Raw genomic sequence first — 14,949 nt, 5'->3', positions numbered from 1 at the left:
GCCGGTGCTCTCACGGCTGGACGGCGGACGAGGACGTCGAAACAGGCCGGCATCCTCGGGCTCTCGCAGCCGGCCGTTCGTTGCGGAGGCGGGCTCACGAAGATCCGACGTACGGCCCCCCGTATGTAAGCCGGCGCCCCGGCCCCCGGTCAACGTGACAAAGCGACCCAAAGAGCGCCCGCGCGGCAGCGGTACCGGGTGAGCTGCGTCACCGCGCGGGACGGATGATGCGCACCTGTGAAACCTCCCCTCCCCGAAGGGCGGGGCCTCCCGGGAGGAATCAGGGGAAAAGCCCGTGGAGCTTCGTGGACGCGCAGGGAGCGGACCGGGTGTGGACCGGGTGTGGACGGGTCTCAGGTCCGGCGCCGGCCCTCGGGCGGGAGGCTGTCGCGCAGGTGGGCCCGTAGACGTGCGGCCTCGTGCAGAGGTGGGCGGAACGCCGGGTTCAGCCTGGCCAGGGCCTCGTAGATCGTCACGGCCTCCTCCGCCGCGCCCAGCGCCTCCCGCAGGCCGCGCTGCCCGGTGATCCGCATCAGCACGACGGCGACGAGCATGTGCGCGAGGTGCGGCCGGTGGGCGCCCGGGTCCTCGTCGGCGAGCCGCCGTTGGAGGTCCACGGCCTCTCGGAGGGGTCCCTCGGCCCTCGGCCACCGCTTCGCCTGCGCCAGCGGGAGACCGAGCCCGTAGAACAACCCCATGACGAGGTGCGGCCGGTGGGCGGCCGGATCCCGTTCGGCGAGCCGTCGCCAGATGACGACCGCCTCCTCCCCGGCAGCCGTGAGCTCCTCGTGCCGGTCCAGCGCTGCCAGCGGACGCCCCAGACTGCCCAGCGAGAACGCGAGCAACCGCTCGGCGGCCGGATGGTCCATGTCCCGCCAGAGCGCCACGGCCTGCCGGCCCACCCGGACCGCCTCGTGGTGCATCCGGACCTCCGCCAGGAGCGCGCCGAGCCGGTCCAGGGCCACCGTCAGCTCGAACGCGTGGCCCCCGGGATCGCCCTGCGCCAGATGCCGCCAGACCTCCACCTCACGCTCGGCCACCACCACGGCCTCGTGCTTGCGCTCCAGCGCCGCCAGCGCCCGACCGTGGTTCCTGAGCGCGAGCCCCAGGTGAGGCCGGTGCACGTCCGGAAGATCCGCGGCGAGGCGCTCCAGCAGGGCGACCGCCTCGGCGCCGCAGGTGGCGGCCTCCTCGTACCGGCCCGCCGTTTTCAGCGTGTCGCAGAGGATCGCCAGCGCGGCGGCCAATCCCGGCTCGTGCACACGCGGGTCGCCCCGCACCATGGACCGCTGGAGGTCGACCGCCTCCCGCGCCACCGTCACGGACTCCGCGTGCCGTCGGACCGCGTTCAGCTGACGTCCCAGGTTCGTCAGGACGCCCGCCAGGATCGGCAGGCCCTTGCCCGGGTTCTCCTCCGCCACCTCCCGGGCCAGTTCGGCCGCCTCGCGGAAGCACACCACGGCCTCCTCGGCCGCGGATCCCTGGGCGAGCCTGTTGCCCAGGTTCACGAGCGTGATGGCCAGCCGGCTGCGGAACACCACGGGATTGGACGGGAGCAATTGGCGGTGCAGTGCGACGGCCTCCCGGCAGGCCGCCTCGGCCTGCTCCGCCCGACCGGCCTCCGACGCCCGGGGGCCGAGGTTCAGCAGGGCCTCCGCGAGCCCGGGCAGATGGCTCTCGGAATCGAGCGCGACCAACTCCCGGAACGACGCCACCGCTTCCTCGCAGCGGACGACGGCCTCCTGGTACGCACCGGACTTGCCGAGCCAGATGCCGAGGACCATCAGCGACCGGGCGAGCCCCGGCAGATGCGCCGGGCGGCTGCGCTCGACGAGCTCCCGCGACAGCGCGACGGACTCGCGGCAACGCCGTACGGCCTCCCGCAGCGCACCGGACTCGCCGAAGTCGGCCCCCAGGTTCAGCAGCGTGTTCGCCAGGACCGGCTGATAGGCCCCCGGATTGTCCTCGGCGCCGGCCCGCAGCAGTGCCGCCGCCTCCTCGCGCGGTACCAGGCCCTCGCGGTGACGGCCCTCGCCGCTCAGCGCGACCGCCACGCCGTCGAGGGCGTTCGCCAGGGAGCCGAGGTGGGCCCGGGGATCCTGTTCCACCAACTGCCGGTAGATGGCCACCGCCTCCGTCTCGGCCGCATGCGCGTCCCGGTACCGGCCGACCGCGGACAATCGGCCGCCCAGGTTGTGCAGCATGCTCGCCAGATCGGGGCGGAAGATCGCGGGGTTCGCCTCGGCCGTCAGCCGGGTGATGCGGACCGCCTCCTCCAACAACCCCAGGCCCTGGGCGGTCCGTCCCTGCTGATCGAGCCGCAGGGAGAGGGTGGTGAAGGCGACCGCGAGGTTCGCGATCTTCTTCGGGTCGTCGTTGACGACCGCCGCGAACAGCGCCACGGACTCCTCGGCCGACTCCAGCGCGGCGCGGTGGTCTCCGGTCCAGTGCTGTTCGTTGCTCCGACTGTTCAGCGCCCACGCGAGATCGGCCCGGTGTTCCACGTCGCCGTCCCCCGCGAGCATCCGGTGCAGCCCGATCGCTTCTTCGATCGCCGTCAGGGCCTCCTCGTGCCGGCCCGTGTTCGACAGCCGCCACGCCCTCTTCGAATACAGCGTGGCCCGCGCGGTCGGGTCCGGGGCCGACCGGATCCGGTCGACGGAGAAACGGTCCGTGATCTCGGCGATGCCCACGTCCAGGTCCGGGTCCCCGGACGGAGCCACCGCCTCGATCGCCTCCAACGCCTCCAGTGGCACCTCCTCGATCCGGGCCAGGGCCGCCAGGGCCGCGTTGCCCGCGCGGAGCACGATGCGGGGGTGCTCGACGGCGAGCGGGGCCAGCTCGTGGGCGGCGAGGTGGGGCCAGCGCGCGGCGGCGTTGATCAGGTTGGTGAGTACGTCGCGACTCCACTCCGGAGCGGACGCGTCGGCGGCCCCCGAGGACGCGGGGGCCCCGGACGGTACGTCGCCGGCGACTCCGAGCAGACGGGCGGCGGCCCCCTCCGCCCAGCGGTGGGGGTCGTCGGGGTCGTCGGGCGTGCTGAGCGCCACGAAGTCCTCGCCGAGCCGGTCGGGGTAGAGCGGTTCCAGGTACGTCCTCGGCTCGGCGGCCGGGTAGCAGTCGGCGTGCTCGCGCAGGACCTGCCGATGGGACGCCGGACCGTCCACACCGGCGGCCCTCAACGCGGCGAGCGCCACCTCGTGCCGCCGGGGACGCGTCAGGGTGGCCGTGAACACGGCCTGCCCCATCACCTCCGCCGAGGTGACGCGGTCGGGTCGCCGCGCCACTTTCGCCCAATGCCCCCGCTCGCGGTCCAAGAGGTACCTCGACAGCCCACCCGGATCCCGGGGCGGCTCCGCGCCCCTGATCCGGGCGTCCACCGCCACCAGCGCCGCCATCTGCACCGTCAGCATCAGCCCGAACTCCGCACGGCCGAGGCCCTCCGGCGTCGCGAGGGACGCGGCCTCCTCCTCATCCAGCCCCAGAGCCTCGGCGAAGCACGCGCGGGCGACCTCGAACGCCTCGACCCGGGCGCCGAGGTCCCCGTCGGGCAGCGCCCGGAGCGGGAAGGCGGCCTGCTCCTCGTAGCCCTGCGTACGCAGGTCGTCCAACAGGTACGACCACCAGCCGGCGGACCGGGCGATCAGCAGGACCCGCAGCCGCGCCCCGCGCCGCGCGACCAGAGCGCCCAACAGGGACTCCAACTCCGGTGCGGGCCACCGTTCCGCGTAGTCGACCACCACCAGCGCGCTGCCGCCCAGCGAAGCCTGCCCGGGGCGGCCGTCGACCGGCACGACCGCGCCCGTCCGCGTGGCCTGCCACACCTTCCACCCCCGTACGACGGCGGTCCGCCGGGCCAGTTCACCGGCCAGCCGCGTCTTGCCCTGCCCACCCCGGCCGTACAGCAACGCCACCGAGGCGGCGACCGGCTTCCCGGCGCTCTGCTTCCCCGCCTCCTGATCCCCCTCCCGTCGAGCCCCCTCCGGCTGCTTCCCGTCCCGCCAGCCGATCAGCGCGGCCAGGTCGTCCGCGCGGCCGGTGAACGGCACCACCTCGTGGCGGGCCAGCAGCAACTGGCTCGGCTGACCGAGCAGATCCGCCGCCGGCCGCACGCCCGCCGGCGGGAACCGCCGCACTCCCGGCAGCGGCGTCCCGGCCGCCCCCGGGTCCTCGTCGCCCCGGTGCGCCTCCCACAGGACCTCCAGGCGCCCGTACCGCCCCCGCCACACCTCCAGGTCGAAGTGCGCGGCGGACACTTCCGGCCCCTTGGACTCGGCGGCGATCGCCTCGCAGACCTCCAGGAACGTCTGGACGAGGTCCCATGACGGAGGCTCCTGGAAATCACCCCGCAGCACCCTGTTGACGGTGGACTTCGGCAGCCGGCGCTCACCGCGTCGACCCAACTCCTCGAACGACGGCGTCCCGGCCGCCGCCCGCACCTCGGCCAGCCCGGCCGCGAAGAACTCCCTGGCTTCGTCGTACGCCGTCAATTTCGGCTCCCCCCACGGTCCGAACCATCCCGGACCATCCCTGACGATCCCTCGCCACACCTGCCGCCACCAGGGCGAATGCCCCGGGGCTCCCGATGCCTCCCATGCGACGGCCGAGCGACCGCCGTGACCCGCATCCTCTTCCTCGTCGGCCGACACTCCCCTCCGAAGTCCACCCCGAAGGAGACCGACGAAGATGTCCCGCACCCGCCGGACGCCCCGAACCCGGCAGACGTCCCGAACCACGGACGCGCCCCGTACGCCGAACACATCCCGTACCCGCCGGCCCGACGGCGAGCGCACCCCGTGGGCGCCGACCGTCCTCGGCGGCGCCGTCGGTGGCGCCGTCCGCGCCGTGATCGGCTGGTTGCTCGAACGGTTCTCGGGCTGAGGTCCCGAAGCCCGTCCGGCCGCCGCCCCGCCCGAACCGGGCGCGGTGGCGGCCACCACCCCCATCGCCGCCGGGGCCCGCCAAGGCCCGGGCCGCCGTCAGAGCGTCCACCGCGCCATCACAGCACAACGGGCCCCGGGCGGTGCCCGAGAACTGCGGACCCTCCGCTCCGGGACGGAACGAATACGTCCACGACCGGGCAGACGCGGGGCGCGAGGAGACGGCGTGCGTCAGGAGATGTGAGGAGACGCCGATGGACGTCCATGACCATGGGAAGCACCCGGGTCGGACGAAGCGGGACGGCGCAAGCCTCCCGGCCGCCTGTCAGCAGGTTCTGCGAGACTCGGCCCCATGCATGCCAATGACCCGAAAGACGACCTGCACCGCTACCTCGACGCCGCCCGCGACGCCGTCGTCTGGAAGCTCGAAGGACTGTCCGAGTACGACGTACGCCGCCCCCTGACCCCGACCGGCACCAACCTCCTCGGCCTCGTCAAGCACCTCGCCGGCGTCGAACTCGGCTACTTCGGGCCGACGTTCGGCCGCCCGCACGGCGAGTCCTTCCCCTGGCACGACGAGGACGCCGAGCCCAACGCCGACATGTGGGCGACCGCCGACGAATCGCGCGAGGACGTCCTCGGGCTCTACCGGCGGGCCCGCGCGCACGCGGACGCGACGATCGAGGCGCTGCCGCTCGACGCGCCGGGCCGCGTCGCCTGGTGGGGCGAGGCCGGCGACGTGACGCTCCAGCGGATCATGCTGCACATGACGGCCGAGACGAACCGGCACGCCGGCCACGCCGACATCGTCCGCGAACTGATCGACGGCAAGGCCGGCATGCGGGCGGGCAACACCAACATGCCCGACGCCGAGGAGACCTGGTACCGCGCGTACCGGGACAAGCTGGAGGCGTCCGCGAAGGCGGCCCAGGCCAAGCAGGCCTGACCGCCCGACCGGCCCGAAGGCGACCCGCAGCGCCCCGCGCCCTCTTGCCGTCAAGCCCGCGCCCGCGGTCGGGGTCACGTGTCGGACGAGGTGACCGTCCTTCGGCGGCGGTGCTCGGCTACCCGGGTGCGGGAGGCGCACGTGGGGGAGCAGTAGCGGCGCGGGCTGCCGGGGCCGGCGCCGAGGTAGAGGGTGCGGCAGTCGGGCGCCGCGCATTCGCCCCAGGTGGCGCGACCGTGCTCGGTGAGGACCTGCGCCAGGGCCAGGGCGCCGGCGGCCAGGAACCACTCGGCCCATCCGGCCTGGTCACGGTCGACGTGGAGGTGCCACGGGTGGCCGTCGTGCCGGGACAGCCGGGGCGCGGTGGCGTGGCGGGCCAGGATCTCGTTGAGGGCCGGGGCCGCCCGGTCGGTGTCGCTCTCGGCGAGGACGTCGGCCATCTCCAGGGCGGCGTCCCTGAGTTCCACGAGGTCCGCGTCGGAGAGCGCGGCCTCCGTCAGGTCCTGCGGGGCTTCGCCGTGATGTGCCAGGAGCGGCACGGCCACCTCGCGGGGCAGGTCGGGGTGGGCCCGTACGGCGTTCGCGAGATCGATCAGACGCTGGGCGGCCTGGAAGCCCTGAGGTGCCACGTACGCGCTCCTTGATCCACGGCCCGGACGGCGGGTTGTCGTCGGGTGACCTGCGTCCCTTACTGTAACGGCTTGTAGGAAGAACCCGTTACTCGGTGGAGGTGGCGATGTCAGGACGATCCGGAGCGCGGCGGTACCTGCTGACCGCGTTATGCGCGCGGCTGGCCGATGAAGGCGTGGCGGTGGCGGTGATCCTGCTGGCCGTCCACCGCACGGGCGGCGCGGCGCAGGGGGCACTCGTCCTGACGGCCTGGATGGCGCCGCACGTCCTCGCGGCGCCGCTGACGGGAGCCGTCGCGGCGCGGGCACGCCGTCCGCGACTCCTCTACGCCGGCGCGCTCGGCGGCTTCGCCCTGTCGATCGCCGCCCTCGCCCTCGGCATCGGACGCCTTCCCCTTCCCCTGACCCTCGTCGTCGCGGCGGCCGGAGGCTGCTGCGGGCCGATCGTCTCCGGCGGACTGTCCAGCCTCATCACCCGGTTGCTGCCGGCGGGCGAGGAGCAGGACCGCGCCTACTCCTGGGACGCGGTGGTCTACAACGTCGCCGGCATCGCCGGCCCCGGTACCGCCGGCCTCGCCGCCTCGTACTTCTCCCCGACGACGGCCCTGCTCATCCTGGCCGGCACGGCCGCGTGCGCCTGCGCACTCGTGACGACGCTGCGCCCGCGCGCGGGCGAGTCCCCGACGACGGAACGCACACCGCTCCGTCGGGATCTGGTCGACGGCGCCACGACCGTGTGGAAGGTACGGGAACTGCGCGCCATCACGGCGGCCACCTGCCTGGCCTTCACCGGCATCGGGGCGCTGACCACGACCGCCGTCCTGCTCGCCACGAGGCTCGGCCACCCGGGGGCCGGTGGCCTGCTGATGACCGCGTTCGCGGTCGGCGCCCTGGTCGGGACGCTCGGGATGGCCCGGTGGCGAAACGTCACCTCGTCACAGCGGTCGGCCCTCGTCGGCCTGCTCGTGACCGCCGCCGGGCTCGCCGCGGCCACCCTGGTCTCCCCGCTTCCGCTCGTGGCGGCCTGCTACGCGGTGGCCGGCGCGGGGGACGGCCTCGTCCTCACCGCGACCCTCCGGCTGCGGGCCGAGCACGCCCCACCGCGATGGCGTCCGCAGGTCTTCACCATCGGCGCCGGACTGAAGATCACCGCCGCCGCGGCCGGCTCCGCACTCGCCGGGACGGCCACCGTCGCCACCGCCCCCTGGTACCTGCTCGCGGCGGCCCTCACACAGGCGGCGGCCGCCCTCCTGTACCACTTGGCCCGACGCGACACCCGCCGCACCGCACCCGCCGACCCGGCTCCGGGACCGTTGGCCGAGGAGGCCGGCTCGGCACGACCGTGAACGGCGCCGGACCGTTCGGGCCGAACCGTGCGGGCCGGGCCGCCGGGTGCGGTGCGGTGCGACTGCGTGCGGGATTACAGGAGCTTCCTGATGCCGCCACCGAGCGTCTTGACGATCTTCGAACCGGTGTCGATACCGGCTTTGCCCACGGTGACCGCAGCGTCCACGGCCTTCTCCGTCGCCTTCGAGGCCACGGACCAGCCACCCCGTCCGCCGCGCGAGAGCAGGCTGAGGGCGAGGTGGCCGACGGACTCTCCGAACTCCTTGCTCAGCCAGCCGAACTCGATGCCCTTGAACAGGCTGCTGAGCGCCCCCGAGAGGGCGGAGGCGGCGAAGAGCGCACCGGCCACCACGACCAGGACCGGAACCGCCGGCGGGAAGAGGGCCATCGCTCCCAGGGCCAGGAGCGAACCGAGCCCGGACCAGTCGCTGATGACCTCGAAGGCGTCCGCCCACCAACCGGCGTCCGACCACCACTTCTCCGTGCCGTTGGTGCCGTTGGGATTGACCTGGTCGTTCTCCGGAACATCGGCGGGGTTCCGCTGTTCGTCGGCGAGCCGCTGCGCTTCCTCCTGCGCCTTGCGGGCCGCCTCGGCCACCTCCTGCTCCCGCTTGACGATGGAGATCCTGCGGGCCTCGGACGCCGCTGCCGCCGCCTCGCCCGAGCTCTTGCCCGCCGCGATGGCCGAATCGTGGGCCGCGGTGGCCGACGCGCGGGCGGAGCGGGCGGAGGTCAGGGCGCCACGGGCGGAGTCGATCGCCTTGTTCGCCGAGTAGTTGGCCGACCGAGCCGCTGCGCGCGCGACCTCCGCTGCCTGCTTGGCCTGGTCCGCCCGGGCCTGGGCGTCCCTGGCCGACGTCTCCGCGGCGTTGGCGTTGGCGTTGGCCTCGACGGCGTACGCCGCGGCGTTCTCCTTGGCCTGGAGCGCCCTGTTCGCCCACTGCTGGGCCTCCGCCGCCGCGTTGCGCGCGTCGGCCGCGGCCCGCGAGGCGTAGGCGGCGTCCCGTTGCGCCTCCTGGGCGATCTTGGCGGCGGCGGAGACGGTGGCCTGGATCGCGGCCGCGTGGCTCGCGGAGTCGTGATCGAGCCGGGCGGCATGGTGGCTGACCACGTTGACGAAGTGGAGCTTCATCCAACTCGGCCCGGCCAGCGCCACCTCGCCGAAGGCCTTGGTGTAGGCGCCGCCGGTGTGGATGAGCGACGCGATCCTGACCTGTACGTCCTCCTCCACGGCCGCGGAGAGTTCCTCGTCGAAGAACCGTTGCAGGGCTTCGGCGGTGTTGACCGCCAGTGCCTTGTCGGCGGCCCTGCGCACCGCCGCTCCGACCTCACCGTTCAGCAGCCGGAAGATGAGGACCCGGTTCTCCTCGGACCGACGGGCGATGACCCCGCTGGTGCTGAAGTCCCCCACGGCCTGGTCGCTGCCGCCGGCCAGGACGTCCGCCGCGCCACGTGCCACTTCCGGTCCGGAGATCCGCGCGACGTGGAGCAGCGTCTCGCGGTCGTCCTGGGCCTGTGCCAGGGAGCGGTCGAGGTCGATCCAGCTCAGGACGTCGTCGTCGCTGCCCGCGAGGGCGAACTGCGCGGCCTCCCGGGTCCAGCTGCCCTTGGACCGCAGCAGACCCACCGCCGCCTGCCGGCCCAGGGGTACCGCACGGGCGAGGTCCCCGGAGGACAGCGCCTGCTCGGCCTTGGCGATCAGTTCCTTGAGGGCCTGGGTGATCTGCTGGGCCTGGGTGCGCTTGTTCAGCGAGGCAGCGCGGTCCGCCGCCTCCTGAGCGGCCAGCTCCCTGGCCTCCTCCAGGCCCCGCTTGCGGTCCGCCTCCAGGGCCGCCCACTCCGCCTCGCGGGCCTTGGCGGCGACGGCGACGGCTTCGGAGACCGTCCTGGTGGCGGTGTCGGCGGCCTTGACCGCGTCCGCGGCGTGGGCGGTGGACTTGTTCGCGTAGTCGATGGCCTGGCCCGCGTACGTGACGGCTTCCTCCGCCGCTGCCGCCGCCTTCAGGGCGTGACCTGCCGCGGAGTTCGCCGCGTCGCGCGCCGCCCGGGCCGCCGCCGCGGCCGTGCCCGCCAGCGTCTGGGCGGTGGAGGCCGCGTTGGTGGCCTCGTTCGCCGCGCCGGCGGCGATGTCCGCCTCGCGTCGGGCCCGCGCGGCCTCGGACTGGGCGATCCCGGCGGCGTCGGCGGCCTGGGCCGAGGCCCTCGCCGCCGTGGCGGCCTCACGTGCCGCCGAGGCGGCGGCGTTGCCCGCGCCGGCCGCGGCCTCGGAGGCGATGGCCGCCTGGTCGGCGGCGGTCGCCGCGCTCTGCGCCTTGGCCGCGGCGTCGCGCGCGGCGACGGCGGCCTCCCTCGCGGCCGCCGCCTTGGAGGCGTCCTTGGAGGCGGCGATCGCCGCGTTGTACGCCGTGGAGGCCGCCGCCCCCGCGACGGCTGCCGCCTGGGACGCGCCCGTCGCGGCCCGGGCCGCGCGACGGGCCGCCTCCACGGCGGTGTTCGAGGCGCGGATGGCGATACGGGCGGCGTCCGCGGCCCCCTGTGCGGCGGACGCGGCCTTGCGGGCCGCCGCACCGGACCTGGCCGCGTCCGCCTTGCCCGCTTCGGCCGCGGCCGCCGCCTTCTGCGCGGCCTCCTTCGCGCGTTCCGCCGCGGTCTGGGCCCGCTGCGAGGCCTCGACGGCGAGATCGGTGCTCGCCCGCGCCAGCTTCCCCTCGCGCTCGACGACCGCGACGAGTTCCTTGATGGTCGCCTTCTCCTGATCGCGCGCCCGTGCGATGTGCTGCCCGATCTCGAGGAACCAGGAGAGGTCCGCGTCCGTGCCCTGGATGGCGCGGTCGGCGTACTTCCTCACCTCCGGCCCCGCGCCCGACATGATCGTCAAGGTCTCGACGCGCATGTCCTCCTCTTCGGCCGTCCAGTGCCCTTCGATGATGAACCGCTCCAGAGCCTGGTCGGTGCCCGCATCCAGTGCCGCCGTGCCGGCCCTCCTCACCGCACGGCCGCCGAAGTTGACCATCGTCGCGGTGGCCACCTTCATGTCCTCGGACACGGCCGCCCGGTAGCCGCTGCCGACGAACGCCGCGACGGCCGCGTCACCGCCGAGCAGCGCCGCCGACCCCTCGCGACGCATCGCCTTGCCCGCGCCCGCCATGCAGGCCAGCGCCGCGACCCGGTTGTCCTCGGCGGTGGTTCTGACGAGTTGGTCGCCCAGGAAGGCGTTCACCTCGGCGTCGGTCCCCGCCAGCGCCCGGGCCGCCAGGGCACGTGTCTCCCGGCCGCCAGACAACCAGGCCATGACGGCCCGGGCCCGGGCGGTGTCCGGCAGCGCGCCGCTCGTGCCGCTTCCCGCGGCACGGGCCACCCGTGTCAGCTGGATCGGCGAGGCCGCGGCGGCGGTCGCCGCGGCCAGCACACCGAGGAGTCGACGTCTGCTCATGAAGGTGATCGGCACGGGTACTCCTCAAAGTCCTGACCTGTGGGGCACGTTGACGTGGTGGTACAAGACGGTTCAGAGGTGCGGGGGCCGCCCGCGGCGCGAGGGCGGTGACGTAGGCGTGCGGGCCCACGGCGTGGCGGTGGGCCCGCGGAACCGCTCGGCGTGCGCGCCCACGCCCCGCGACCGAGCCCGTGTACGCGCCTCCGGGACCTGCCCTGCGGAAACACCCCTCGCTTCACCGCCGCTCCGGCGAGCCGGCGCGTCCAGCGCCGAGTAAAGCAAATCGCGTCGGATTCAGTCCCGGCGCCAACGAGCCATTTATCACGCGGATCCGGCCGGCCGGAATTCATGAATCCGGGAACCCGGTGTACCGCCGCGACGCTTTTCTGTGACAGTGGGTCACATTCGTCGACAGAGTGATTGTCATTCCGTAAGTGCGCACCGGTCATTTCGCCCATTCTTTCGCAAGAAGGGGCACATGTTGGGCGTGGGGCGCCTCCTGAGTCGTGCGTCCATTTTGTTCACCTGGACAGGCGACTATTCCGGAGTTGTAATCAGGCAGGGGTCGGGGGAATTGACGCAGTGGTCTCGACGTCTGTTTTCGGAAATTTTTCACGCCCCCACGACCGCTGTCGGAGGGCCCCGGGCCCATTTCCACAGGAGCTTCAGTGAAGAATTACCTGCGTGTCCTCACCGTGAGCTGCGCCGCCGCACTGGCCGCCGCGACGTTCCTGGTGTCCGCCGACACGGGGGACACGATTTCGGCCAAGCCGGTGGTGGACGAGGGGCCGGGCTACGCCGTGGAGACGTTCGACTACCCGCTGGCCGACAAGATCCTGGCCGAGAAGAAGATCCTGCTGAAGCGCGGTGACGGCCACATCACCCTGGCCGACTGCGCCAGTGGAACGGGTCTTCTGGAGGTCTGGGCGCGCGCCAAGGAGAAGATCTGCTTCAAGGTCACCGGCGCCAGCGGCTGGTTGACGATGGAGATCCCGGCGGTCTACGGCATCCGCGGCAGCGCCGGCCAGACCGCGCAGGTCGACATGACCGTCGGCACCGAGGAGAAGTCGTACACGGTGCCGAAGGACGCCTTCACCCCCGTGGGGGAGAGCGCCGACGACCAAGGCCGCGACCACATGCTCGTCGAGATCAGGACCTCTCGGTAGCAACCTGCCGGACCTCGGCGGCCATCGCCCGCCCACGACCTCGGACACCGCGCGGTCCGCGGCCCGGGCGGGCGGGGTGACGGGACCGCAGCCACGTCACTTCGTCCGCGGGTCGGAACCGGCGAACCGGCCGACCCCGCTGCGCCCGTGCCGCACAGGTCTTCCGTACGCGTCGCCCTCGCCCGTACACGTCCCGCGACCCACGGACCCCGCGAGCAACGCGGTTCGCCTTCCGCGCCCCGGCGTATTTCCGCACGCCTCGCCGGCCCCGACGGCGTTCCGGCCGATCCGGGTCCGGCAACAGGTGAATCCGGCCCGGACCGCCGCGCGGCCTGATCCGTCGCGCCGGGCCTTCGGCGGGACACGGGAAACGCGACGCCCGCCCGTTCGCCTCGCGAACTCGAAGTCCCGGACGCGGTGGTGACGGCCGGGGCGCCGTAGGCAGGCCACCCGGCACGCCACTCCGCCGCGTTCCCACCCATCCGCCACCGAGACAAGAGGAACCCGACAAGCATGCACAGAATACGTCCGCGCGCCGCATTCCGGCGGCGCGCCAGGTCAGCCGTGCTCGCGGTGTTGGCCGCAGTGACAGTGGGACTCGCCACGACCGGTACGGCCGTCGCGCAGCCGACCCCGGCGGCGTCCGGCAGGACGGCCGGCCCGGACCGGGCCGACACCGCTTTACCGGCGACGACGTTCGACGACCTTCCCAAGAAGTCCGCGGAGCACTGCGAGGCCACGAAGGCCGGGTCGAAGGAACGCGGGAGGGGCGCGGTGGAGGCCTGCGTGAGCTTCAGCCCCTCCCCGGCCCGGTCCGGCGCCGCGCCCCGGCCGAGCGTCCCGCAGGGCCCTGCGGCGGACGCCGCCTGCTCGGTGGGCGGCGCCGGCAACTACTCCTACGAGCGCTTCTCGTACTGCGTCAGCGGTCTGAACGTGTTCTACACCCTGCGTGACGGCAACGGTGTGGAGATCGGATGGGGCACCCTGGAGGTCGCCACGAGCGCCTCGCTGCCCGCCAGCGGTACGACCTGGAACGAGCAGGTCACCGTGAGGATGACCGAAGCGCGTGGCGACGTCACCACCCTGAGCGTCAAGTTCCGTGCCGCCTGCGGCGCCGGCTGCACGGCGACCAAGTACGCGCCGTGGTACGGCGCGGACCTGACGAAGGGCCAGTCCCGAACCGGGCCCGTCACGTACTCCTCGACCCCCGCCGCCGGAGCCGTCGCGGAGTTCAGCACCTCGTACCAGTTGTTCGTGACCATGCCGGGCGCGACGATCACCGATCCGAACGCTTCGTGGACCAACCCGCGCCGGATCCGCTGTGACGACGCGGTGGGAGAGGTCGGGGCCGCCCCGTCGCCCGGTTGCGTCGTCCCCTCCGAAATGGCCGTCGTGCCCATGAAGGCGCAGGGCTCGGACGCCGGTGGCGCGGTCGCCGCCTACCAGTGGGCTCAGCAGAGCCTCAACGACGGCTGGGGCAAGACCAAGCCGCTGACCCGCCAGAAGGCCGGCACCGCCGACCGCGAGAGCCGAACCTGCGGAACGTTCAAGTCCAGGGACGACCTCGTCGAGAACGACACCTGCGGCCAGTTCCCCTTCGCGGAAACCAAGGAAGGAGGCAGCGCCGGCGCTCGCTGCGTCGAGCTCATCCCCAATGCCAGCAGCGGCGGCTGGGACACCTACGTCCTCGGCAACAGCCTGGAACTCGACCCCGCCGCGCCGTGCGTACGCGCTCACGTCTCCCCGGCCGACAGGCAGTTCGCCGACCGGAAGCTCGCCGAAGGCTTCCAAGACCAGCGGGTGATCGACGCGGACCCGTTCAAGGTCGACATCAGCACGCCGACCCAGGCCGCGCAGGCCGCATGCCTGCGGGTTCCGCCGGCCGGCGCCGTCCCTTCCGGCAACGGGTGGCGCAAGAACACCACGAAGCCGGTCGACCACGTGAACAAGACGACCAACCCGCCGGGCCCGGCCGGTACCCGGCCCTCCTTGGCGCAGGCTTGCCTGGGCAAGAAGCCCGGAACGGGCAAGGCCGCCTCGGGCAGCCCCACGGGCTGGCTGGACGCCCAGAAGTTCCGCGACGACTTCGCCCCCGACACCGGTCAGGCCCGTTGTCACCTGATCGCCAACATCCTCGGCGGACCCGGCCAGATCGAGGACGGCGGCCAGGACAATCTCGTCCCCTGCTGGCAGGTGGGCATGAACACCGGAACGCCCAGCATGAGGACGTTCGAACGCGAGGCACAGGAGAAGGTGAAGGAGTCCGGTTTCGGGGCGGACGACGCGATCTTCTACCAGGTGAACCCCGTCTTCCGAGATGACACGAGCACGATTCCGCTGGGGATGACCATGAGCGCCACCATCGAGCGGGCGAACGGAACGAGGGAAGAGCTGTTCCCCAACGTCTTCGTGCCCAACACCCTGAAGGACACGGGCACCCTCAATCTCGGAAACTAAGGGCTGTCCCGTAAACGAGCTCTGTGAGCGGGACTCGGTTCAGGCATGTAGCTTCGTCGTCGGAGGTTTCGCTCGTGCTGTTCAGGCCCGG

Annotated in this window: 8 protein-coding genes; 5 read left to right on the top strand and 3 right to left on the bottom strand. The window is 73.2% G+C overall.

The features are described 5' to 3' along the window. Positions 1 to 353: 353 nt before the first annotated feature. Entirely contained in the window at positions 354 to 4,490 is a 4,137-nt protein-coding gene (locus tag AB0D01_RS32955; protein WP_363061776.1) for a tetratricopeptide repeat protein, read from the bottom strand. A gap of 196 nt (positions 4,491 to 4,686) precedes the next feature. Between AB0D01_RS32955 and AB0D01_RS32950 the strand changes: the two genes are divergently transcribed. Together AB0D01_RS32950 and AB0D01_RS32945 are read left to right on the top strand one after the other, a co-directional pair. Beyond that, positions 4,687 to 4,881, top strand: coding sequence for a hypothetical protein (locus AB0D01_RS32950; RefSeq protein WP_363061774.1), 195 nt, complete (start codon positions 4,687 to 4,689; stop codon positions 4,879 to 4,881). Between the two features lie 351 nt (positions 4,882 to 5,232). After that, positions 5,233 to 5,826, top strand: a complete 594-nt coding sequence (locus tag AB0D01_RS32945) for a DinB family protein (protein WP_363061772.1) — start codon at positions 5,233 to 5,235, stop codon at positions 5,824 to 5,826. 74 nt (positions 5,827 to 5,900) lie between these two features. On the opposite strand, the gene AB0D01_RS32940 is transcribed toward AB0D01_RS32945, so the two are convergent. Next, positions 5,901 to 6,455, bottom strand: coding sequence for a CGNR zinc finger domain-containing protein (locus tag AB0D01_RS32940; RefSeq protein ID WP_363061770.1), 555 nt, complete (start codon positions 6,453 to 6,455; stop codon positions 5,901 to 5,903). A 107-nt stretch (positions 6,456 to 6,562) separates the two neighbouring features. Here AB0D01_RS32940 and AB0D01_RS32935 point away from each other — a divergent pair, with 107 nt between their 5' ends. Further along, the gene (locus tag AB0D01_RS32935; protein WP_363061768.1) at positions 6,563 to 7,801 is read left to right on the top strand and encodes an MFS transporter; all 1,239 of its coding nucleotides are present in this window, start codon (positions 6,563 to 6,565) and stop codon (positions 7,799 to 7,801) included. Between the two features lie 74 nt (positions 7,802 to 7,875). On the opposite strand, the gene AB0D01_RS32930 is transcribed toward AB0D01_RS32935, so the two are convergent. Then, positions 7,876 to 11,250 (bottom strand): ALF repeat-containing protein, encoded by a 3,375-nt coding sequence (locus tag AB0D01_RS32930; protein WP_363061766.1) that lies wholly within the window; start codon positions 11,248 to 11,250, stop codon positions 7,876 to 7,878. A gap of 716 nt (positions 11,251 to 11,966) precedes the next feature. Here AB0D01_RS32930 and AB0D01_RS32925 point away from each other — a divergent pair. Both AB0D01_RS32925 and AB0D01_RS32920 read left to right on the top strand, forming a co-directional pair. Further along, positions 11,967 to 12,401 carry a hypothetical protein gene (locus AB0D01_RS32925; protein ID WP_363061876.1) on the top strand — a complete coding sequence of 145 codons (435 nt, stop codon included), beginning with the start codon at positions 11,967 to 11,969 and terminating at the stop codon, positions 12,399 to 12,401. 585 nt (positions 12,402 to 12,986) lie between these two features. Then, positions 12,987 to 14,858, top strand: a complete 1,872-nt coding sequence (locus tag AB0D01_RS32920; protein WP_363061764.1) for a DNA/RNA non-specific endonuclease — start codon at positions 12,987 to 12,989, stop codon at positions 14,856 to 14,858. The last annotated feature ends 91 nt before the right edge of the window (positions 14,859 to 14,949 follow it).

The sequence above is a fragment of the Streptomyces sp. NPDC048606 genome, from assembly GCF_040650855.1.
Classification (GTDB): domain Bacteria; phylum Actinomycetota; class Actinomycetes; order Streptomycetales; family Streptomycetaceae; genus Streptomyces.
The sequence above is the reverse complement of the archived record's forward strand: the minus strand, read 5'-3'. Positions and strand labels throughout refer to the sequence as shown.